This is a genomic window from Micromonospora nigra, assembly GCF_900091585.1.
GTDB classification, from domain to species: domain Bacteria; phylum Actinomycetota; class Actinomycetes; order Mycobacteriales; family Micromonosporaceae; genus Micromonospora; species Micromonospora nigra.
The window spans coordinates 5,886,701-5,906,418 of record NZ_FMHT01000003.1 but is presented as its reverse complement, the minus strand read 5'-3'; the positions used below and the strand labels follow the sequence as shown (position 1 = coordinate 5,906,418).

The window sequence follows — 19,718 nt, the reverse complement described above, 5'->3', positions numbered from 1 at the left end:
TGCCCCGCACAGTGCGTGGCCAATCCATCCGAACGGGTGAATGACCGGTATCCGCCTGACTGATGCCAGGTGAACCCTTGCGGTGTCATCGGTCACTGTGCCCACCTTCGAGATGCGGGATCGGCCGGCATGCCCTTTGCTTGACGCGGGGCGCGCGCACGCGCGTCACCGACCGGGTCTCCGGGCCCTCCCCCACCACCCTCCCCGTTCGCCGTCATCGACGCCGGCGCGTACCTTCCTGCATGGATGGAGACTGTTGTGACGACGCTGCGGGTAGGCGGGCACCCCGCCACCGCCCCGGACCGGCTGCACCGGCCCACGCTCACCTCGCGACCGCACGTCCCGGCTCTGGCCGGGCCGGGCACACCGCCGCAGACCCGCCGGATCCTGATGCTCTCCTGGGAGTACCCGCCCGTCCTCGTCGGCGGCCTCGGCCGACACGTACACGCCCTCTCGGTCGCCCTCGCCACCGCCGGCCACCACGTCACCGTCGTCACCCGCCACACCGAAGGCGCACCCCACGAGGAATACGCCGACGGCGTCCGCATCCTGCGCGCCGCCGAAGACCCCGTCACCTTCCCCCTCGCCACCGACTCACTGCTGGCCTGGACCATGGCCTTCAACCACACCCTCACCCGAGCCGCCCTCCGCGCCACCGAATCCGCCACCTACGACGTCATCCACGCCCACGACTGGCTCGTCGCCCACACCGCCATCACCCTCGCCGAACACCTCGACATCCCCCTCGTCACCACCATCCACGCCACCGAAGCCGGCCGACACCAGGGCTGGCTCCCCGACGACATGAACCGCACCATCCACGGCGTCGAACACTGGCTCAGCACCGAGTCCGGCCGGGTCATCGTCTGCTCCGGCTACATGCGTGACGAGGTCACCGGTCTGTTCGGCGTGCCCGCCGACCGGGTCGACGTGGTGCCCAACGGGGTGGAGCCACACCGTTGGCGGGTACCCGCCGCAGCGGTGGCCCGGGCGCGGGCCCGGTTCGCCGCCGACGGCCCGCTGGTCACCTTCGCCGGACGCCTCGTCTACGAGAAGGGCGTGCAGCACCTGCTGGCCGGCTTGCCCCGGCTGCGGGAACAGCACCCCGGGCTGCGCGCGGTGATCGTCGGCGACGGCCCCTACCGGGCCGAGTTGGAGGCCGAGGTGCACCGGTTCGGCCTGGCCGACACGGTCAGCCTCCCCGGCTTCCTCGGCGGCACCGACCTGCCGGCCGTGATGGCCGCGTCCGACTGTTTCACGGTGCCCAGCATCTACGAGCCCTTCGGCATGGTCGCCCTGGAGGGAGCCGCCGCGGGGGCCCCGCTCGCCGTCTCCGCCACCGGCGGGCTCGCCGAGATCGTCGAACCGGGCGTCACCGGCATGACCTTCCGCCCCCACGACCCCCACGGCCTCGCCGACGCGGTGCACGCCGTGCTGTCGGACCGGGAGCGGGCCCGCGCCATGGCCCGCCGGGCCCGGGCGCTGGTGCACGAGCAGTACGGCTGGTCGGCCATCGCCAGCCGCACCGCGTCGGCGTACGCGGCGGCCATCGCACAGGTGCCCGCCTTCACCGCCGAACGTGTCGCGAAGCGGATGACGGCGGGCCGGACCCTCGCCCCGGTCCCCGAGGGCAACCTGCTGGCCGCCGCCGGCCTGCGCTGACGGCTGCCGAGCACAGCCGGACGGTCCTCGCAGAACGGCCGTCGCCACCGCGACACGGTCGATCGGGGCTGCCGTCGACCGGACGGCCGTTCGCCCGGCCGGTCCGACCACGGCGAAGGCCGCCGATCACGTGGATCGGCGGCCTTCGCCGTGCGGGGTACCGGTCGACCGGAGGTGGCGACCGTCAGTGACCGTCGACCAGCGGGGACCGTCGGGTCAGCGCTGCTCGAACGGCACGTAGTCGCGCTCGGCGGCACCGGTGTAGACCTGCCGCGGACGACCGATCTTGGTCTCCGGGTCGTTGATCATCTCGCGCCACTGGGCGATCCAGCCCGGCATCCGGCCCAGGGCGAACAGGACAGTGAACATCTTGGTCGGGAAGCCCATGGCCTTGTAGATCAGGCCGGTGTAGAAGTCGACGTTCGGGTACAGCTTCCGGGAGACGAAGAAGTCGTCGGCGAGCGCGATCTCCTCCAACTGCATCGCGATGTCCAGCATCGGGTCGGGCTTGGCCATCCGGCCGAGCACGTCCTGGGCGGCCTTCTTCACGATCGCGGCGCGCGGGTCGTAGTTCTTGTAGACCCGGTGGCCGAAGCCCATCAGCTTGACGCCGTCCTCCTTGTCCTTGACCCTGCGGACGAAGGAGTGCACGTCGCCGCCCTCGGCCTGGATGCCTTCCAGCATCTCCAGCACGGCCTGGTTGGCCCCGCCGTGCAGCGGGCCGAACAGGGCGTTCACCCCCGCCGAGACGGAGGCGAACAGGTTGGCGTTGCTGGAACCCACCAGCCGGACGGTGGAGGTGGAGCAGTTCTGCTCGTGGTCGGCGTGCAGCACGAACAGCATGTCCAGCACGCGGGCCATCACCGGGTCGACCTCGTACGGCTCGGCGGGCACGCCGAACGTCATCCGCAGGAGGTTCTCGACGTAGCCCAGGGAGTTGTCCGGGTACAGCAGCGGCTGGCCGATCGACTTCTTGTACGCGTACGAGGCGATGGTCGGGACCTTCGCCATCAGACGGACCGTCGACATCTCGACGTGCTCGGAGTCGAACGGGTCGAGGCTGTCCTGGTAGAAGGTCGAGATGGCGCTCACCGCCGACGACAGCACCGCCATCGGGTGTGCCTCACGGGGGAACCCGTCGAAGAACCGGCGCATCTCCTCGTGCAGCAGCGAGTGTCGCCGGATCCGCTCGCTGAAGTCGGTGAGCTGCTGCTGGGTCGGCAACTCACCGTAGATCAGCAGGTAGGAGACCTCCAGGAAGGAGGACTTCTCGGCCAGCTGCTCGATCGGGTAGCCGCGGTACCGCAGGATCCCGGCATCCCCGTCGATGTAGGTGATCGCGGACGAGCAGGCGGCGGTATTGACGAAACCGGGATCGTACGTCGTCATCCCGGCTTCCTTCAGCAGCTTGCTCACCCCGATGCCGGCGGGGCCCTCGACTGCGGATTGCACCGGCATCGACAGCTGCCCACCGGGGTGATCGAGCTTGACTTCCGTCATGTGGTTCCTCGCTTCGCCGGCAGATCTACGTTGAATTGCCTTCGCTTCTACCGTAATTGCGGTTGCGGCGATACCGCTCGTCGTGGTTCCGCGGTGAGGTCTGCATCACCACCTTCCCGACCGGGCGGCGGGGAAACCCCGCCGGCGAAGCACGGAAACCCCGCTGGAGCCGGCACCCACACCCGGCTGAGGGCGGCACGGAACCCCGCGGGGGGCACCGGAACCCGGGCCGGGCGGCACGCATTCTCCGACCCGGCGGCACGGGGACCTGGACGGAATGCGACAGCGGGGACGGCGGGGATCAGGAGAGCGTGAGCCGGCGCAACCCGCCGGCCGGGTCCACGCGGTAGATGTCCAGCCGGTTGTCGCCGGCCCGGAAGTGCCGGTCGTCGGCGAGCAGCGCGGCGAAGCGGCGACCACCCGGATCCGGGGAGACGACGGGCACGACGGCCCGGACGGTGCCGTTGACGGCGACCGCCAGCAGGGTGCCGTCGGGCACGTCGCCGGGCACCGTCCCCCACACCATGGCGGGCAGGGTGCCCTCGTCGGGGTCGACGGCGCGGAAGGCGGCCAGGTCGGCCACCCGGGCGGTGCCGCCGGCCGGCGCGTCACCGACGGCGGTGCCGACCAGCGGGTGAGGTGCCGGTGGCGGCGGCGGGGACGGCACCCCGCCCGTGAGGGGTGTCGGCTCACCCGGCCGGTCGTAGAACGGCCGGCCCGTCCCGGGGCGTGGCTCGTGCCGGGCGGAGCGGCCGTCGACGCTCCAGGGCAGCCGGACGGCGGCCTCGTCGGCGATCGTCGGCAGCAGGTCGACGTGCTGCCAGTTGCGGTCGTCGACGCGCCCGTCGCGCTGGCCGGGGCTCTTGACGAACAGCGGCACCCAGGCGACCTCGTCGGGGGCGGCGCGGATGGCGTCCATCCCGCGGCCCTGGGCGCCGTTGGTGAAGCTGACCCCGTGGTCGGCGGTGACCACGAGCAGCGCCCGGTCGTACAGGCCGGAGGCGCGCAGCGTCCGCAGCGTCTCGCCGATCAGCCGGTCGGTGTAGCCGAGCTGGGCGAGGTGCCGCTGGCGGGCCAGCTCGACCCAGCCGTCGCCCTCGTTCGGCAGGTCGGGCGGCCCGGTGTAGCGCGCCCCGGAGGGCAGGAACGTCCACGGCGAGTGCGGCATCAGCAGGTGCAGGAAGTGCAGCGTCGGCCGGTCGGCGGGGGTCAGACCGCGCAGGAAGCTGGTGAACCGGGCGGGCTGGTTGACGTCGAGGTGGTCCCAGCGGAACTTCGGGTCGTTCGGCACCGGCTCGGCGGCGTCGATGCCGGCTTCCTCGGCGGTGCGCTCCCGGTAGGAGTCCTCCGGGTCGACCCGGCTGTCCACCGGGGCGGCCAGGTGGCGCAGCAGACCACCCGTCTCGCGGAGCAGCACGCCGAGGCCCTGCTCGCGGGTCGTCGCCTGTTCACAGCGGCTGGGTGGGCAGAGCCGGGCGATGCTCTCCTCGGCGCGGATGTCGTACAGGCCCCCGAGCGCGGTGAACAGGTTGTCGGGGTGGTGCGAGTAGTGCGGTGCGACGTCGCGCCGCGGGTAGCGGCCGGTCAGCATGGCCGGCAGGGCGTACGGCGTCCACCCGCTGACCCCGGTGGCGTTGCGGTACCAGGTCGACCCGGCGGCCAGCTCGGCGAAGTGCGGGAACCGGGCGGCGTCGACGCGGCCGTCGGGGCCGAGCAGGGACACCAGCGGCAGTTCGTCGAGCACCAACAGCACCACGGGCGGGTGCAGCTCACCGCTGGCGGTGCCCGCCGCGCCACCCGGGCCGCGCGGCAGCAGCACCGCGGAGGTCGGGGAGACGAAGACGAACAGGCTCACGAAGACCAGTGGTCCCACGGCGGCCACCCGCAGCGCCCGCCCGAGGGCCCGCCAGCGCCGGTACGCGGCGACCCCGGCGGCGCCGAGCCCCGCCGCCGCCACCAGCAGCGGTACGCCCCGCAGTGGCGTCACGTGCCGGCCGACCTGGATGGCGAGCGCGGTGACCAGCAGCCCCACCAGCACCGTGTGGGTCGCCGATCGGGCAGTCGGCCCGGCCAGCCGGCTCAGCGCGCCGAGCAGCGCCACCGCCACGGTGGGTACGACGGCCACCAGCGCCACCAGCAGCAGGATGTCGCCGGAGTCGGCACGGTGGAACAGGAAGAAGTCGGGGCTTTGCCCGAGCACGTCGAGCAGGGGCTGGGTGACCGTGAGGCCGACCAGCGCGGCGATCTCCAGCGCCCGGCCGGCCTCACCCCGCCATCCGGCCCACCAGCGCCGGGCTTCGGGGTCAGCCACCCAGGGCCACCCGGTAGAGGGTGCGGGTGCCGCAGGGCAGTTCGGTGCGCTCCTCGACCCGGCCCCGGGCGGTCAGCAGCCGCTCGAACTCCTCGCGGCGGTAGTCGGGGAACAGTCCGTCGGGCTTGTTGGCGAGCAACCGCCGGGCCATCGGGTCCTCCGGGTGCACGAACTCCACCACGAGTCGCCCACCTGGCGCGGCCAGGCCGGTGAGCAGGTCCAGCACCTCGGGCAGCGGCACGTTGCGCCCGATCGCCAGGTGGTGCACGACGGCGAGGGCGAGCACCAGGTCGGCGCGGCACCGGTCGGCGAACGAGGCCCGTTCCACCCCCCGCCAGCCGCCCCCGGGCGAGGGGTCGGCCAGATCCATCACCAGGGGCAGGACGCGCCGGTCGCCCTCGGCCCGCAGGGCACGGTAGAGCTGGTCGACGACGGCGGGGTCCTGCTCGACGGCGACGACGTGGTCGGCGTGCCGCGCGGCGAGCCGGGCGTACCGGCCGTCGTTGGCACCCAGGTCGAGCACCAGGCGGGGTCGCCGGTCGGTCAGCGCCGCCGTGACGACCCGCTCCTTGACCGCGCGATCGTCGGAGGTGTAGCCGCAGGTGCGCTGGTAGTCGACCCAGTGGCTGCCGCCGGGGCGGTGGTCGAGGCGGCGGACCAGCTTCTCGATGCCGCGCACACCGGCCAGCGCCAGCTCCCGGGTGTACCCGGCGGCGCGCAGCTGCGCGCGGACCTCGGCGGTGCTGGCGGCGGCGTTGCGGCGCTGTGCGGCGTCGTGCAGGTGCACGTGGGTGAGCACCCCGGGCCGGAACCGGCGGACGCCGCCGAGGAGCCGGCGCATCTGGTCCGGTTCGACGCCCTCGACCCGGGCGCGCAGGAACGGCTGGAAGTCGACGCCGAGGTGCGCGCCGAGCAGCAGCGGGTAGAGCATGGTCTGGCAGAACTGGCGGTAGCCGGCCCAGGGTTCCCCGTCACGCAGCGGGGTGAACGAACCGACGTCGATGAAGACGGGGGCGGTGCCGCGCCACTGGAGGTTGTAGGCCGAGCCGTCCTTGGTGGTGAAGCCCGCCGGCAGCGCCGCGCGCAGGATCTCCAGGTGCAGCAGCGCGGCGTCGCGCAGCATGGCGAAGGACCATTCGTACGGGTGGGAGACGAACGGGATCCGCTCGTGGCGCAGCACGGCGGCCCACGGCGCGGGCACCGGCCGCCCGGTCAGTTCCTCGGTGCCGCAGACCTTGCCGGCGGCGAGCAGCGGCGGGAAGAACTCGCTGGCCGCGAGCGTCCGCCACTGGGCGGCGGCGGTGACGTCGAGGCCGCGCAGCACGTCGTCGCCGGCGTGGAAGACCCGGTTGGCGGGGTCGCGGAAGGAACCCGGCTCGGGGCGCAGGTCGGTGGGGGAGACAGTCATGCCCGGTGGCTCAGCGCTGGTCGGTGGGCTGCCGGCGGAACCTGGCGACCAGCCGCCGCCAGTACAGCTTCGCGGCCACCGCGACGCCGGCCACGCCGCCGACCACCGCCTGCACGATCAGGCTGCCGGATCCCGCGTCCAGGTAGGCCAGATGGTTCACCGACCCGCTCCTTCCCTCACCGTCTCGACACCGGCATTCCTCGACCGCATCCCCAGGCGGGACACGAGTCAACAAACCGGACTTGTCTGACACCGTACGCGACGTACCGTGGCGAGTAGGCCACACCGCGTACATCGCCCCGGTCCGTTCCGTTCAAGACGGCCCACCGCCGGGCGTCGTACCGTCGCCCCATGACGCCACGCTTCGACCTCGTCGGCCTGACCAGCACGGACATGGGCCGCACCCTGGCCTTCTACCGGCGGCTCGGCCTGGACATCCCCGCCGACGCCGACACCGAACCGCACGTGGAGGTGACGCTGCCCGGTGGCCTCCGGCTCGCCTGGGACACCGTGGCGACGATCCGCGCGTTCGACCCGACCTGGACGCCGCCGACCGGCAGCCCCCGGGTCAGCCTCGCCTTCCGCTGCGTCGACCCGGCCGAGGTCGACCGTTGGTACGCCGAGCTGACCGACGCCGGCCACCACGGCGCGAAGGAGCCGTGGGACGCGGTCTGGGGCCAGCGGTACGCGGTGCTGCACGACCCCGACGGCAACGGCGTGGACCTGTTCGCCCCGCTCGACGACGAGGCCCCGCTCGCCGACGGTTGAGGAGCGGGCCCGCTCAACGCAGCAGCGCGGTCGGCGGCACGCCCGCCAGATCCCGCACGTCGCGGGTGAGGTGGGCCTGGTCGGCGTACCCGCAGCGGACCGCCACCTCGGCCAACGCCGTCCCCGTGCGGGCCAGCTCCAGCGCCCGGCGCATCCGCAGGATCCGGGCGAGGGTCTTCGGGCCGTACCCGAACAGGTGTCGGCTGCGGCGGTGCAGCACCCGTGGTTCGAGACCCACCCGGGCGGCGGTCGCGGCCACCGTGGCCCCGGCGGTGAGCGCGGCGGCCACCCGCGCCCCGAGCGGGTCGGGCCCTCCGGCGGCCCGCAGTCGCCGCGCCGCCACCTCGACCAGGACGCTTCCGGCGTCGGTCTGCGCCCGTTCGGCGAGCGGCGCCACGACCCGCGCGCCCCACAGGTCGGCCAGCGACACCCGGCGGTCCCGCAGCTCCACCGCCGGCGTGCCCAGCACGGCCGGGCCGACGCCCGGCGGCAACCGCAGGCCCACCCAGCGCTCCCCCGGCGCGCTCACGCTCAGGAACGCCGTGCGGTCGGGCCCGGCCACCAGCAGCCCGGCCCGGCTGGACCACAGCAGGTCCAGGCAGCCGTCCGGCAGGACCCGGGTGGGCCCGACGTCGACCGGCGCGGTGCTGGTCCACAGTGTCGCGCCGGCGATCCCCGCGGGCCGTTCCCGGTACACGCCGACCAGCGTGTCACACGCCCAGCCGGCGCGCGGGGGCACCCGGCCACGGGCGGCGGGGGGTCACTCGGTCATCCCGTGCGGGTCGGTGCGGACGTAGCGCATCGTCCAGCTCCCCTCGCCGACCGGCCGGTCCCGTTCGTAGAGGTGGTCGGCTTCGGGGGCCGCCGGGCCCTCGGGATGCCGCAGCACCCACCGGTCGGGCGGCGCCCCGTCGGCCCCGGCCGGTACGGCACGGACCAGGTCGTGCGCCGGGCCGCCGACGAACCGTACGGTCACCTCGCTCATGCCGTCCCCCTCCCCGCCGCGGCGTCGTCCGGCTCGCAAGCTACCGCCGCCACGGCCGCGCCGGTGCCGGTTTGCCCTGATCGAGGGCGGGGTAGAAGCGGAAGCCGCGGGTCGGGGCCCGCGCGGACGAGGGCGAGGAGCGGTCGATGAAGACGCTGGACGGGCGGTACCGGCTCGAACAGCGCATCGGCGTCGGAGGCATGTCGGAGGTCTGGCGGGCCCACGACGAGGTGCTCGACCGCCCGGTCGCGGTGAAGCTGATGTCGCCCGGCAGCCGGGACGGGGACGACCCGGTGGAACGGATCCGCACCGAGGCCCGTTCCGCGGCGCGTCTGGTGCATCCCAACGTCGCCAGCGTGCACGACTTCGGGACCTGCCGCACGCCGCCCGACGGGCAGACGCCGTACATCGTGATGGAGCTGGCCGAGGGCGAGACCCTCGCCACCCACCTGCGGGCCGGCCCGCTGGACTGGCGGATCGCGGTGCGGGTCTGCGCGGAGGTGAGCGCGGCGCTGGCCGCCGCCCACGCGCACGGGATCGTGCACCGCGACGTGAAGCCGGCGAACGTGATCCTCACCCCGGCCGGGGTGAAGGTGCTCGACTTCGGCATCGCCACCCCCACCGGCGCGCCGGACCCGACTCCCGAGGGCATCGTGGTCGGCACCCCCGCCTACCTCGCCCCGGAGCAGCTGGACCGGGCCCCGGCCACCCCCGCCGCCGACATGTACGCCCTCGGTGTGCTGCTGTACTACTGCCTCACCGGGCAGTTGCCGTACCCGGCCGCGGGGACCATGACCCAGTTGCTCGGCAGCCGCCGGCGGCAGCCACCACGACCGCTGCCGCCGGTCACCGGGTTGCCCGTCGAGGTGGCCGATCTGTGCGAGCGGTGCCTGGCCGAAGACCCGGCCCGCCGGCCCAGCAGTCTGATGGCGGCGCTGCTGCTGGCCGAGGCGGTCGACGCCCGGGTGTACGTCCCGATGCACCAGCCGGTGCCGCCGCGCCCCCGTCCCGCCGCCGTGTCGCCGTGGACGGAACGGGCGGCGGCCGAGGCGACCGAGGCCGCGGTCCTGGACTGGACCCGCCGCGCCGGTTGATCCACCGGGCGGGGCACCACCGCCCCGCAGGGATGGGACGTCAGATGCCCGCAGGGGTGGGGACGTCGGGTGCCCGCAGGGCGGGAGGCCGCGCTCGCGTTTCACCGGACCGGCGTCGGGTAGCCGGGCGGGTGACTGACGGGAGGAACGCGATGCCGGATCCGAGTTCCTGGCTGAACGAGGTGGCCACCGCGACCGCCGAGGGCGGCCACGTACGCACCGACGACGGTGAACTCTCCACCGCCCTGGCGTCCCCGCTGGCGCCGCACTGCTCCGGACTGACTCCCGAGCAGCTACTCGCCGCCGCTTTCGCCTCCTGCCTGCATCACGCAGCGGTGGAGGCGGCCGGGGAGATCACCAACGAGGCGCACACGGTGCAGGTGCGCGCCGAGGCGAAGCTGGGCCGCGACGACGACGGCCGGTACCGGGCGGACGTGCACGCCTCGATCTCCTCGGCGGGACTGAGCCGGGAGCAGCTCGCCGAGCTGGTCGAGTACGCCGACCGGCTGTGGCCGTTCTCCAGCGGCGACGCCAGCCGGCACCGGTTGACCGTCACCCCGGCGGAGAACGGCCGCCACTGAGCCGGCATCGGGCGACCGTCACCCCGACGGTGAGCTGGCACGGGTTGACCGCCACCCGGCGGAGATGGCCGGCGCTGAGCATGCCCGGTCGAGCCTGACACCCCGCCGTCCCACGCGGAGACGGCGGGGGCCCGTGGGCGCGGGATGCCGGGTCCGGCGAGGTCGGCCGACAGGGTGACCGCCGGGGCCCGGCGGGCACCGGGCCGTCGACCGTTCGGTGGACCGGGTCCCGGTCCCGGACGGGGTCTCCGCACGCGCACCACCCCGCCGCTTATGCCCGTGCCTTTACGGCATAGCCGTAAAGTCGGACAGATGCGCTTCGTCGTATCGGTGGAGCTTCGGGGTCGAAGATCCGGTCGAGCGCCGCCAAATGTGGTGCAGGCCACCGATCAGGCCGATGGCAACGGGCCCGCGACTTTCTAGCCTCGGCGGGTGCCTGCCGATCACCAGAGCGACCAGCAGTCGACCGCCGCCACATCCGAGACCCGGTCGACCGACGCCCCGTCGGCCGAACGGCGGATCGGCCGCCATCGGGCCGTCGTCCCCCCGCGCCGCGGCCGGGCCCTGCTGGCCAGCACCCCGGTCCGGGCGGCCATGGCCACCAGTGTCGCCTGCTGCCTGGGGGCCGTGGCCTTCGTCGGGATCCGCGACACCGACGGGCCACTACGGGATCCGGTCGCGGAGGCGATCGCCGACCGGGCCGCCGCCGCCGAGGAACAGGCCGCCTCACGGTCGTTGAACCGGACCGCCTCCCCCACCCCGGCCAGCCCCGGTCCCACCGCGAAGCCCTCCCCCACGCTTACCCGCCAGCCGACCAGGAAACCCGCCAAGCCCCGCCGGCCGACGCCGGTGGCCGGGCTCACCCAGACCCAGATGGACAACGCCAAGATCATTGTCGACGTCGGGGTGGCCATGAAGATGCCCCGCCGGGCGCAGGTGATCGCCGTGGCCACCGCCCTGCAGGAGAGCAACCTGCACAACCTCGCCAGCGACGTGCTGCCGGAGTCCCACCGGTACACCGACGAGGGCAGCGGCTCCGACCACGACTCCGTCGGGCTGTTCCAGCAGCGTCCCAGCAGCGGCTGGGGAACCGTGCGGGAGCTGATGCGTCCGTCGTACGCCGCCCGGGCCTTCTACGAGGCTCTGCGGGAGGTCCCCGGCTGGCAGGAGATGAGCCTCACCGGTGCCGCCCAGGCCGTGCAGGTCTCCGCGTTCCCGGACGCCTACGCCCGGCACGAGCAGCGGGCCACCACGGTGGTTACCGCGCTGCGCTGAGCCATTCTCAGCGCGCCACCCGGCGCCCGTCGACGGGCCGCGCCGCCTGGCGTCCCTCGGTGGGCCGCGCCGCCGCAGCCGTGGCCGTCTCGGCCGGCACCCGTTCGACCGGCAGGCCGTCCAGCAGCTCGGCCAGGCGGGTGGCACGCCGGTCCCGGGCCCGCAACGCCTCCTCGACCTTCCGGCGGGCGGCCACCGCCTCCGCGTACGCCCGCTCGCGCACCCGGCGCGCCTCCGCGCGTGCCGCGTCGAGCTCCGCGCGGGCGCGGGCCAGGATCTGCGCCGCCTCCCGCTCGGTCGCGGTCGTCCCCCGGCTGCGAGCCGGGGGTGCCGAGCTGGTCGAGGGTGCCGGGCCGGCCAGGGCGACGGAATACGGGGCGGCGGCCAGCGGCGGCCGACCCACCAGGTCGCACAAGCCGGCCGCCTCGCCGCGCACGAGGTCCCAGTCCCGGCCCGACCCCAGGCCCTCCAGCCGGGCCGCGAGCCGGGCGGCCCGGATCCCCAGGTCGGCGAGGTGGGCGTCCACCTGCCACTGGTCGTAGCCGATCTCCACGACGGTGAACCTCATGCTGTCGCCCCCCAGGCAGCCGACGGTGCTCCCACCTGGGATCCTCGGCCGCCCGGACGCCTCGCGGGTCGGTTCGGGAAAAGTCGTCGGCATCCGCCGACGGGACCGCTACGCCGAGCGGTCAGACCCGTTCGGGCAACACCGTCAGAGCCGCCCGGGCGACACGGTCAGACCCGCTGGACAGCACGGTCAGACCCGCTTGGGCAGCACCACGACGCGACCGAAGAACTCGTCGATGCGGTGCACCACGTCGTTGAAGTCGTCGAGGTCGATCGGCTTGGTCACGTACGCGTTGGCCTGCAACGTGTAGCTGCCGACGATGTCGGTGTCGGCGTTCGACGTGGTCAGCACGACGATCGGGATGGTCCGCAGGTCCTCGTCGCCCTTGACCTCGCCCAGCACCTGCCGCCCGTCCATCCGCGGCATGTTCAGGTCCAGCAGGATGACGTCGGGACGCCGGGCGTCGGTGTGCCGGCCCTCGCGGCGCAGGAACTCCATCGCTTCCTGACCGTCGCTGACCACGTCGATGACCTTCTCGACGTCGGAGTCGGCGAGGGCCTCCTCGATCATCAGCACGTCACCGGGATCGTCGTCCACCACGAGGATGCGAACCGGACTCGCAGTCTCTGCACCCATGGATCCACCTGTCTCTGCTCGGCGGGGACGGGACCCGAGGGTCACCGTGCTGGCGGGAAATCTAGCCCATCGTGGGCCCGGCGCTCACGCCGGGTCGGCGCCGTGACTGAGCACCTCGGCGAGGCCCGTGACCTGCAGTACCCGGTCGACCCGGCCGGTCGCGCCGGTGATCCGCAGCCAGCCGCCGTCGTCGGCGACCCGGTTGTCGCCACGCACGAAGGCGGCGATGCCGGTGGAGTCGCAGAACGTCAGCTCCGACAGGTCGACCAGCAGTTTACGTTCCCCCGCCGCCGTGAGGCGGTCGATGACGGCGTCGAGCTGCGGGACGGTGCTCAGGTCCAACTCACCGGTGAGGCACAGGCGCGTGCCGCCACCCTCGTGCGTGCCATACGTGACGGTGAACGTCAACGGACTCCCCTCGCTCTGCCGCAGGCAGACGCTTGCAGTGGAACAAGTGTACGCGCGCGACGACCGGGATGGGCGGTCAGCGGATCGATGACGCGGGCGGTCAGCGGTGTGACGGCGCGGCCAGCAGGCCACGCGACGCCCGAGCCGCCTCCAGGTAGCGGGCCGCCCGCGGGAAGTCGTGCAGCACCCGCCCGAGGTGTTCGAGGGTCGTCGCCACGGTGACCGCCGGGACGCCCCGGCTGACCAGGATCGCGACCAGCCACTCCACGAACTCGACGAACAGCGACGGGTCGTCGACGTACAGCGCGGCGGCCAGGAAGTCCACGAGGTGACCCAGGTCGCCGACGGTGGAATCCAGCTGCGCCGGGGTGTAGTCGCGGATGGACGGGGTGCGTTCCCCCAGGTCGGTCAGGGCCGAGTCGATCAGCTCACCGCGTCGCTTCACCAGGCTCGCGTACTCGTCGTCGGCGAGGTGGGACAGGCGCGCCGGCGACGTGCGGCGCAGCGCCCGCTCGTCGGCGACCAGATCCGCAGCCGTCGGCGCGTCGGGCGCCCAGAGCACGCCGAGACGCCGCGCCCAGCGGCCGTCCACCCCGAACCCGCGCCCGCCGACGACCACCGGCACGTCGGAGCGGCGACACGCCTCGATCATGCGGTGCGCGTGCGGCAGCCGCATCGGCAGCGCGCAGGCCAGCGCCACCGCGTGCGCGTCGTGCCGGTGCAGGTACGACACGAGGTGCGCGGCCGGCACGCTCGCCCCGAGGAACGTGACCTGCCATCCCCGCAGTCGCAGCACCTCGGCGACCAGCCGGGGCGGCAACGCGTGCCACTCCCCGTCCATGCAGGCCACCACGATCCGGCCCCGGTTCGGACGCGGATTCGTGTGGGCCGCGACCGCCGCGACGACCCGCTCACTGATGTGGGTGGCGGCATGCTCCTGCGCGACACTCCACTCGTTGCGGGCCCACCGCTCCCCCACCTCGGCCTGTGCGGGGGCGACCAGGTCCAACAGGATCCGCTCGGCGGGCACCCCCGCGTCGAGCAGCCCGAGGGCCACGTCGACGGCGCCGTACTCGTCGGCCTCCTCCAGCCGGTCCAGATAGCCCGCGTACGCCGTGGCCGGCCCGGTCATCGGGGACCCTCAGCCGCTGCTGGCCCGGTCGTGGTGGGCACGGCGTGCAGGTGACGGGCCGGACGACCGCCCGGACCGGTGGCGCGCAGGGCCAGCACCGCGATGTCGTCGTGGTCACCGTGCCCCAGCCAGTCGCAGGTGACCTGCTCGATCCGCTCCGCCAGAGCGGGTGCCGGCATCCGGTGGCAGCCGGACACGGCGTGCATCAGGCGGTCCGTGCCGAACTGGTCGTCGCCGCGCCGGCCGCCCCGCGCCTCCGTGACCCCGTCGCTGTAGAGCAGGCAGGTCTCGCCGGGCGCCAGGTGCACGGTGACCTCCCCGATGCGCGGGTCCGGAACCACGCCGATGAGCATGCCGCGCAGCGGCACCTGTTCGACCTCGCCCGATGCGCGCAGCACCAGCGGCGGCAGGTGGCCGCCCCCGGCCAGGGTCAACGACAACCCGCCGTCGCGATGCGGGCGGACCACGCCCAGCACCATGGTGGCGAACCGGCCCTGCCCGTGCGCCTGGGTGGTCTCCAGCAGCGCGTCGTTGAGCAGCTTGAGCAGCCGGCCCGGCTGGTGTTCCACCCGGTGCAGCGCGTGCAGGCACTGGCGGAGCTGGCCGGTGAACACGGCCGCCTCCACGCCCTTGCCCGAGACGTCGCCCAGGAAGAACACCGACCCGCCGTCGGCCAGCCGGTGCGAGCCGTAGAAGTCGCCGCCGATACGCAGCCCCGCCTGCGCCGGCCGGTAGCTGGTGCCCCACTGCACGCCGGGGGCCTCCACCGGCTCCACCGGCAGCAGGCTGGCCTGGAGGGTGTCGGCGACCTCGGCCTGGTCGCGGTAGAGCAGGGCGGTGGTCAGCGCCGCCCCGGCGCGGCCCGCGAACGCCCGGATCAACTCGACGTCGGCGTGGTCGTACCAGCGGGTGGCCCGGCGGGCGACGAGGAGCACCCCGGCGGGGGCCTCCCGGCCCGGCAGCGGCACCACCCGGGCGCACACGTCGGCGGAGTCGAGGCCGGGCAGCCAGCCCGCCTCCAGAGCCTGCTCCACCAGCCAGTCGACCGCGTGCGGCTCGGCCCCGCCCAGCGCCTCGATCATCGCGGCGGGCAGGTCGGCGGCAGCGAGCACGCCCCGGTCGACGTTCGGCGCGTCGTCGTCGGCGCGGGACGCCCGCCACCACCGGGCCCGCCCCGAGCGGGGAGCGAGCACGAGCACGGCCACCTCTGCCAGGGTGGGCACGGCCAGCCGGACGACCGCCGCGGCGGCGCGGTCGGGATGCAGCGGGTTGCCGAGCCGCTCCCCTGCCACGGCCAGGAACGCCGACCGGGCCCGCTCGGCGAGCAGCGCGTCGGCCCGGCTGACACTGTCGCTGACGTCCTCGACATACCAGCAGCTACGGCCCGCCGACAGGGCGACCCGGCGGGCTCGCAGCCGGCGGCCCTGATGGGTGAACTCCGCGCCGTCGTCGCGGCCGAGACCACCGATGCCGGCGGCGGCGAGCAGTTCACCGGCGGCGACCTCCGGCAGCAACCGCTCCGCGACCGGGCTGACGTGCCGGACGACGCCGTCGGCGTCGCAGACCACCAGGCCCTCCCGGAAGTGCTCGACCACCTCCGACCAGTCGGGGGCGGCCTGGGCACGTGCGGGGGCGAGAGCGGGCAGCACCGGGGCTGAGCCGGACCGGGGCGCGGCGGCGGACCACGCCGACGCCCGGGCGACATGCGGCGTGGAGATCCGTCCGTCGCCGGGGTCGAAGTCCCTGACGTCGGCACCACTCACCAGCTTGAGCCCCACTCCTTCGTCGATGTCTCCACGTGACCGGCAGGGGCCACGGTGGTCGGATCCCCCACCGCTCAGCCTACGCCGGTATCCGGGCACCGCCACCTCAGCGCCCGGCCCTGGCCGGCGGTAACCTTCGTCGCCGCGCGCGGCGACGAAGGTGTTGTTACGATCCGGAGGTCCCGAGCCCGACCGGCGGCCTGCGGAAAGGCGTGATCGTGCTGTCTCATGGGCGGAAACCCGAGTCGACACCGCTGAGGCTCTCCGTCGACCGGTGCGATCCCGGTGCGCCCGTGATCCGGGTCGGTGGCGATCTGGCCTACACCACCGCCGCGCCGCTGCGCGCGGAGGTCGACGCGGTGCTGCTCGACGCCCCGCCCGAGCTGGTGCTCGACTTCGGCGACCTGATCTTCATCGACAGCACCGGGCTGGGTGTGATCGTGCACGCCTGGCGGGAGGGGCAACAGGCGGGCACGACCCTGCGGCTGCGGTCGGTGCCGCGCTTCCTGGAAGCGATCCTCGACATGACGGGCATCAGCGGGCTGCTGCGACGTCCCGTCGCCGGCTCCCGGGTCCCGTCGGCGAGCCCGAGTGGACAGCCCACCGGCGTGTGACGCGCCACGACCCCCCTGGTTGGCGACCGGGTCGCGAGCTGACACCATGGGAGGGTGTCCCCCCAGCTGTTGATGATCGAGGTGACCCGGCTCGACACCGGCCCCGCCCGGCTGCGGCTGACCGGTGACCTCGACTACGACACCGCCCCGGAGCTGATCGCCGCCGCCGCCGAGCTGCGCCGCGACGGCCATCGGGAGCTGGTCGTCGACCTCGCCGGCGTGGGGCTGTGCGACTCCTCCGGGCTGAGCGCCTTCGTGGTGCTCCGCCGCACCGGTGACGGCGTCCGGCTGACCGGCGTCAGCTCCCAGCTGCGCGCTCTGCTGGACCGCACCGGCCTGACCGAGCTGCTGGAACTGCCCGACGTCGTCGGCGACAGCGTGATCCGCGAGGTCGGCTGAGTCGCGGGAGCGCCAACCGACAGCTGCGGAATCGCGGCATCCCGACGTCCGGCGGATCCCCTCGAGAGGGATCGGCCAGACGGCAGGGGGGTGCCCCCGGCCCTGGGACCAGGGGCCGGGGGCGGGAGGATGGCTCAGGGCGCCGGTGCCGGCTGGAGCCGGGGGCCCGGCGCGCGCCGGGTGCCGCCCGCCGGCACCTCGGACGGCGGCTCGACGTCTTCGGGGGTGCCGGAGTCTGGGGTCTGGAACAGGTAGCGGACGAACTCCGTGCCCGCCTGCGCGTCGTCACTGCCGGGCCACTGACCCACGCAGTCGACGCCGATCACCTCCCGGCCGGTGCCGTCCGCCTCCTCGAGCAACGCCCACAGGCTCACCGGGTAACAGCGGGTGAGGTCGGGCGACACCCGCCAGCGGGCGTACCAACCGGGTCGGGCGGGGACGATCTCGACGATCCGCTTCATGGCGACCTTCCTTCCGCGTACCTCGGACGTTCCCCCAGTCCGTCCCGATGGTGTGCCACCGGCGGGTGAGGCTCCCTCACCCCGCCGGGATGAACCTCACGACGACGCCGCGGCCCCGGCGCGGGCCGTTTCCTTCCCGGTGGCGCCGGGAACGCGATCGGCGCAAGGCAGCAGCCGCATCGAAGTGAGGTGTCACCATGCGCAAGCAGATGGAGGGCGACAACCAGCGCCGCCGGGCCCTGGCCCGGCAGGCCCGCGAACGCGGCAGGCAGGCCAGCGAGACCGGCGCCAGCCTGAGCGCCTCGAAGCAGCTCACCCACCTGGACACGGGACGACGGTCCGGGCCGCTGCCGGCGGGCAGCCGGCACAAGGCGGACAGCACCCGGGGCGGCCCCGCCCCACCGCCGGCCGGCGTCCCCGAGCGTCCCCGGCCGCGCACCGCGCCCGAGCCGGCCGCCCCGGGGATCACCGCGATGGGGTACCGGGAACTGGTCGACGAGATCGGTCGCCGGGCCGGGGTCGACTTCCGTACCGCCAAGGTGGGTGCCGAGGCCACCGTGCTGGCGCTGGCCTGGGCCCTAGGCGAGGCCGACCGGCAGCGGTTGCTGACCGCCGTGCCGTCGTCGCTGCACGACGTCGTGCCGGTGGACGGCATCGAGCGCCACGCGGACCTGCCCGGCTTCCTGACGGAGGTGAGCCGGATGAGCGGACGCAGCCCGGAACAGGCCCGTCGGCAGGCCGAGGCGACCCTGGCCACCCTGGCGGCCCGCGACGCCGACCTGGTCGAGTCGCTGCACGTGCCCGACGGCCTGCGGGAACTGCTGGAGCCCGGTGACGTCGGCGGCGGCGTGGTCGGTGCGTCCACCGTCACGGCCCCGCTGACGCAGGCGCAACTCCGGGCGGCCCTGGCGGACCTGCCCTACTGGTCCGGTGACGGTCGGTCGCTCACCCGGACCGTGGAGCTTCCGGCGGACAACCTCGACCGGGTTCTCGACCGGGTCGAGCAGGTGCGGGAGGACATCGGGCGCAGCCCGCGCATCGGGCGTCCCGACCCGGGCACGGCGGTGCTGACGGTCTTCTCCGGGGCAGCCGACGCGATCACCGCCCCGGACGTCGAGCTGGCCCACGCCGTCGACGCCGCGATCGACGAGGCGGGCGCCGGCATGACCGGCTGACCTCGGACCGGCGCGGGCCGGCCGGTGACACCCACCGGCCCGCGCCCGGCGGCCGGCCTGCGCCGCTCAGCGGCCGGGCCTGCGCATCGGCGGCCCTCCGGGTCGCCGGTGGTGGTGGGATACGGTGCCGGACCATGGAACGCGCCACCGGGCGGCTGGAGCTGCTCGTCGACCCGGACCGTCGCACCGGACGCCGGCTGCTGGCCGACGGGATCGAACAGTCGTACGTCGACATCGCCGACCCCCGTCACCTGCACTTCGAGTACGTTCGACGGATCGCCGCGCTGGCCGATCTCGCGGCCCCGCCGGGCCGCCCTCTGGCCGTGCTGCACCTGGGCGGCGGGGCCCTGACACTGCCGCGGTACCTGGCCGCCACCCGGCCGGGCTCCACCCAGCTCGTCGTCGAACGGGATCCGGCGGTGGTCGACCTGGTCGGCCGGGAGCTGCCTGACCCACCGCCACAGGTACGCGTCCACGTGGCGGACGCCCGGGAGGCGGTCGCCGACGCCCCGGCCGGGGCGTACGACCTGGTGGTGGGTGACGTCTACCGGGCCGCCCGGATGCCCGGTCACGTCACCACCGTCGAGTTCGTCGCCGCGGTGGCCCGCATCCTGCGCCCGCAGGGCCAGTACGTGGTGAACGTGACCGACCTGCCCCCGCTGGTCTTCGCCCGGGTGCAGGCGGCGACGCTGCGGGCCGTCTTCGCCGACGTCTGCCTGGTCGCCGACCGCCGGATGCTGCGGGGGCGGCGCTACGGCAACCTGGTGTTCGCCGCCGCGCACCGGCCCGGTGACCTGCCGGTGCAGCGCCTGGCCGCGCGGGCCGCCCGGGATCCGGTGCCGGGCGGGGTGCGGCACGCCGGTGCTCTCGACGCCTTCGTCGCCGGGGCCCGCCCGGTCACCGACGCCGCCCTGGCCGGCGACTGAGCCGACGCGCACCGGTGCCCCACCGACGGCGGAGTCGACGCGCACCGGTGCC

At 74.3% G+C, this 19,718-nt stretch carries 21 protein-coding genes; 9 read left to right on the top strand and 12 right to left on the bottom strand.

Going from position 1 to position 19,718, the window contains the following annotated elements; genetic code table 11:
- Positions 1–258: 258 nt before the first annotated feature.
- Positions 259–1,662 carry a glycosyltransferase family 4 protein gene (locus GA0070616_RS25910; RefSeq protein ID WP_091088777.1) on the top strand — a complete coding sequence of 468 codons (1,404 nt, stop codon included), beginning with the start codon at positions 259–261 and terminating at the stop codon, positions 1,660–1,662.
- A gap of 216 nt (positions 1,663–1,878) precedes the next feature.
- Here the strand turns inward: GA0070616_RS25910 and GA0070616_RS25905 are convergent, their stop codons facing one another.
- From GA0070616_RS25905 to GA0070616_RS28380, 4 genes are all read right to left on the bottom strand, one after another.
- Positions 1,879–3,162 carry a citrate synthase gene (locus GA0070616_RS25905; RefSeq protein WP_091088773.1) on the bottom strand — a complete coding sequence of 428 codons (1,284 nt, stop codon included), beginning with the start codon at positions 3,160–3,162 and terminating at the stop codon, positions 1,879–1,881.
- Positions 3,163–3,463: 301 nt separating this feature from the next.
- The gene (locus GA0070616_RS25900; protein ID WP_091088770.1) at positions 3,464–5,473 is read right to left on the bottom strand and encodes a sulfatase-like hydrolase/transferase; all 2,010 of its coding nucleotides are present in this window, start codon (positions 5,471–5,473) and stop codon (positions 3,464–3,466) included.
- Positions 5,466–6,881, bottom strand: a complete 1,416-nt coding sequence (locus tag GA0070616_RS25895; RefSeq protein WP_091088767.1) for a class I SAM-dependent methyltransferase — start codon at positions 6,879–6,881, stop codon at positions 5,466–5,468. The genes GA0070616_RS25900 and GA0070616_RS25895 overlap by 8 nt, the downstream gene beginning before the upstream one ends.
- Positions 6,882–6,891: 10 nt before the next feature.
- On the bottom strand, positions 6,892–7,041 hold the full coding sequence (locus tag GA0070616_RS28380) for a hypothetical protein (RefSeq protein WP_175440206.1): 150 nt from the start codon (positions 7,039–7,041) through the stop codon (positions 6,892–6,894).
- 191 nt (positions 7,042–7,232) lie between these two features.
- Here GA0070616_RS28380 and GA0070616_RS25890 point away from each other — a divergent pair, with 191 nt between their 5' ends.
- On the top strand, positions 7,233–7,649 hold the full coding sequence (locus GA0070616_RS25890; protein ID WP_091088763.1) for a VOC family protein: 417 nt from the start codon (positions 7,233–7,235) through the stop codon (positions 7,647–7,649).
- Between the two features lie 13 nt (positions 7,650–7,662).
- On the opposite strand, the gene GA0070616_RS29250 is transcribed toward GA0070616_RS25890, so the two are convergent.
- Together GA0070616_RS29250 and GA0070616_RS25880 are read right to left on the bottom strand one after the other, a co-directional pair.
- Positions 7,663–8,346, bottom strand: a complete 684-nt coding sequence (locus GA0070616_RS29250; RefSeq protein ID WP_091091668.1) for a helix-turn-helix transcriptional regulator — start codon at positions 8,344–8,346, stop codon at positions 7,663–7,665.
- A gap of 63 nt (positions 8,347–8,409) precedes the next feature.
- Positions 8,410–8,634, bottom strand: a complete 225-nt coding sequence (locus GA0070616_RS25880; protein WP_091088760.1) for a hypothetical protein — start codon at positions 8,632–8,634, stop codon at positions 8,410–8,412.
- A gap of 146 nt (positions 8,635–8,780) precedes the next feature.
- Here GA0070616_RS25880 and GA0070616_RS25875 point away from each other — a divergent pair, with 146 nt between their 5' ends.
- The 3 genes from GA0070616_RS25875 to GA0070616_RS25865 all read left to right on the top strand — a co-directional run bounded on the left by GA0070616_RS25875 (position 8,781) and on the right by GA0070616_RS25865 (position 11,584).
- Positions 8,781–9,728 (top strand): serine/threonine-protein kinase, encoded by a 948-nt coding sequence (locus tag GA0070616_RS25875; RefSeq protein WP_091088756.1) that lies wholly within the window; start codon positions 8,781–8,783, stop codon positions 9,726–9,728.
- 152 nt (positions 9,729–9,880) lie between these two features.
- Complete coding sequence (locus tag GA0070616_RS25870; protein WP_091088754.1) at positions 9,881–10,309, top strand: OsmC family protein; 429 nt, start codon at positions 9,881–9,883, stop codon at positions 10,307–10,309.
- Positions 10,310–10,741: 432 nt separating this feature from the next.
- Positions 10,742–11,584 carry a hypothetical protein gene (locus tag GA0070616_RS25865; protein WP_175440205.1) on the top strand — a complete coding sequence of 281 codons (843 nt, stop codon included), beginning with the start codon at positions 10,742–10,744 and terminating at the stop codon, positions 11,582–11,584.
- Between the two features lie 7 nt (positions 11,585–11,591).
- Here GA0070616_RS25865 and GA0070616_RS25860 read toward each other — a convergent pair whose 3' ends face one another.
- The 5 genes from GA0070616_RS25860 to GA0070616_RS25840 form a co-directional block, all read right to left on the bottom strand.
- Positions 11,592–12,152 carry a hypothetical protein gene (locus tag GA0070616_RS25860; RefSeq protein WP_091088749.1) on the bottom strand — a complete coding sequence of 187 codons (561 nt, stop codon included), beginning with the start codon at positions 12,150–12,152 and terminating at the stop codon, positions 11,592–11,594.
- A gap of 189 nt (positions 12,153–12,341) precedes the next feature.
- On the bottom strand, positions 12,342–12,788 hold the full coding sequence (locus GA0070616_RS25855) for a response regulator (RefSeq protein ID WP_091088746.1): 447 nt from the start codon (positions 12,786–12,788) through the stop codon (positions 12,342–12,344).
- Positions 12,789–12,872: 84 nt separating this feature from the next.
- Entirely contained in the window at positions 12,873–13,196 is a 324-nt protein-coding gene (locus tag GA0070616_RS25850) for an STAS domain-containing protein (RefSeq protein WP_091088743.1), read from the bottom strand.
- 100 nt (positions 13,197–13,296) lie between these two features.
- Positions 13,297–14,328 (bottom strand): cobalamin B12-binding domain-containing protein, encoded by a 1,032-nt coding sequence (locus tag GA0070616_RS25845; protein WP_091088739.1) that lies wholly within the window; start codon positions 14,326–14,328, stop codon positions 13,297–13,299.
- Positions 14,325–16,091 (bottom strand): PP2C family protein-serine/threonine phosphatase, encoded by a 1,767-nt coding sequence (locus tag GA0070616_RS25840; protein ID WP_091091662.1) that lies wholly within the window; start codon positions 16,089–16,091, stop codon positions 14,325–14,327. The genes GA0070616_RS25845 and GA0070616_RS25840 overlap by 4 nt, the downstream gene beginning before the upstream one ends.
- Positions 16,092–16,303: 212 nt before the next feature.
- On the opposite strand from GA0070616_RS25840, the gene GA0070616_RS25835 reads away from it, so the two are divergent.
- On the top strand, positions 16,304–16,705 hold the full coding sequence (locus GA0070616_RS25835) for an STAS domain-containing protein (RefSeq protein ID WP_091088736.1): 402 nt from the start codon (positions 16,304–16,306) through the stop codon (positions 16,703–16,705).
- Between the two features lie 54 nt (positions 16,706–16,759).
- Positions 16,760–17,104 carry an STAS domain-containing protein gene (locus tag GA0070616_RS25830; protein WP_245712900.1) on the top strand — a complete coding sequence of 115 codons (345 nt, stop codon included), beginning with the start codon at positions 16,760–16,762 and terminating at the stop codon, positions 17,102–17,104.
- 134 nt (positions 17,105–17,238) lie between these two features.
- Here GA0070616_RS25830 and GA0070616_RS25825 read toward each other — a convergent pair whose 3' ends face one another.
- Entirely contained in the window at positions 17,239–17,565 is a 327-nt protein-coding gene (locus tag GA0070616_RS25825) for a hypothetical protein (RefSeq protein WP_091088732.1), read from the bottom strand.
- Between the two features lie 197 nt (positions 17,566–17,762).
- Between GA0070616_RS25825 and GA0070616_RS25820 the strand changes: the two genes are divergently transcribed.
- Together GA0070616_RS25820 and GA0070616_RS25815 are read left to right on the top strand one after the other, a co-directional pair.
- Positions 17,763–18,740 carry a 4a-hydroxytetrahydrobiopterin dehydratase gene (locus tag GA0070616_RS25820; protein WP_091088728.1) on the top strand — a complete coding sequence of 326 codons (978 nt, stop codon included), beginning with the start codon at positions 17,763–17,765 and terminating at the stop codon, positions 18,738–18,740.
- A gap of 134 nt (positions 18,741–18,874) precedes the next feature.
- Entirely contained in the window at positions 18,875–19,666 is a 792-nt protein-coding gene (locus GA0070616_RS25815) for a spermidine synthase (RefSeq protein ID WP_091088726.1), read from the top strand.
- Positions 19,667–19,718 lie beyond the last annotated feature (52 nt).

Excerpts from the sequence above, each read along its gene's own strand:
- GA0070616_RS25905 (WP_091088773.1), bottom strand. The coding sequence starts at position 3,162 with ATGACGGAAGTCAAGCTCGATCACCCCGGTGGGCAGCTGTCGATGCCG.
- GA0070616_RS25895 (WP_091088767.1), bottom strand. The coding sequence starts at position 6,881 with ATGACTGTCTCCCCCACCGACCTGCGCCCCGAGCCGGGTTCCTTCCGC.
- GA0070616_RS25890 (WP_091088763.1), top strand. The coding sequence starts at position 7,233 with ATGACGCCACGCTTCGACCTCGTCGGCCTGACCAGCACGGACATGGGC.
- GA0070616_RS25880 (WP_091088760.1), bottom strand. The coding sequence starts at position 8,634 with ATGAGCGAGGTGACCGTACGGTTCGTCGGCGGCCCGGCGCACGACCTG.
- GA0070616_RS25875 (WP_091088756.1), top strand. The coding sequence starts at position 8,781 with ATGAAGACGCTGGACGGGCGGTACCGGCTCGAACAGCGCATCGGCGTC.
- GA0070616_RS25870 (WP_091088754.1), top strand. The coding sequence starts at position 9,881 with ATGCCGGATCCGAGTTCCTGGCTGAACGAGGTGGCCACCGCGACCGCC.
- GA0070616_RS25860 (WP_091088749.1), bottom strand. The coding sequence starts at position 12,152 with ATGAGGTTCACCGTCGTGGAGATCGGCTACGACCAGTGGCAGGTGGAC.
- GA0070616_RS25855 (WP_091088746.1), bottom strand. The coding sequence starts at position 12,788 with ATGGGTGCAGAGACTGCGAGTCCGGTTCGCATCCTCGTGGTGGACGAC.
- GA0070616_RS25845 (WP_091088739.1), bottom strand. The coding sequence starts at position 14,328 with ATGACCGGGCCGGCCACGGCGTACGCGGGCTATCTGGACCGGCTGGAG.
- GA0070616_RS25825 (WP_091088732.1), bottom strand. The coding sequence starts at position 17,565 with ATGAAGCGGATCGTCGAGATCGTCCCCGCCCGACCCGGTTGGTACGCC.
- GA0070616_RS25820 (WP_091088728.1), top strand. The coding sequence starts at position 17,763 with ATGCGCAAGCAGATGGAGGGCGACAACCAGCGCCGCCGGGCCCTGGCC.
- GA0070616_RS25815 (WP_091088726.1), top strand. The coding sequence starts at position 18,875 with ATGGAACGCGCCACCGGGCGGCTGGAGCTGCTCGTCGACCCGGACCGT.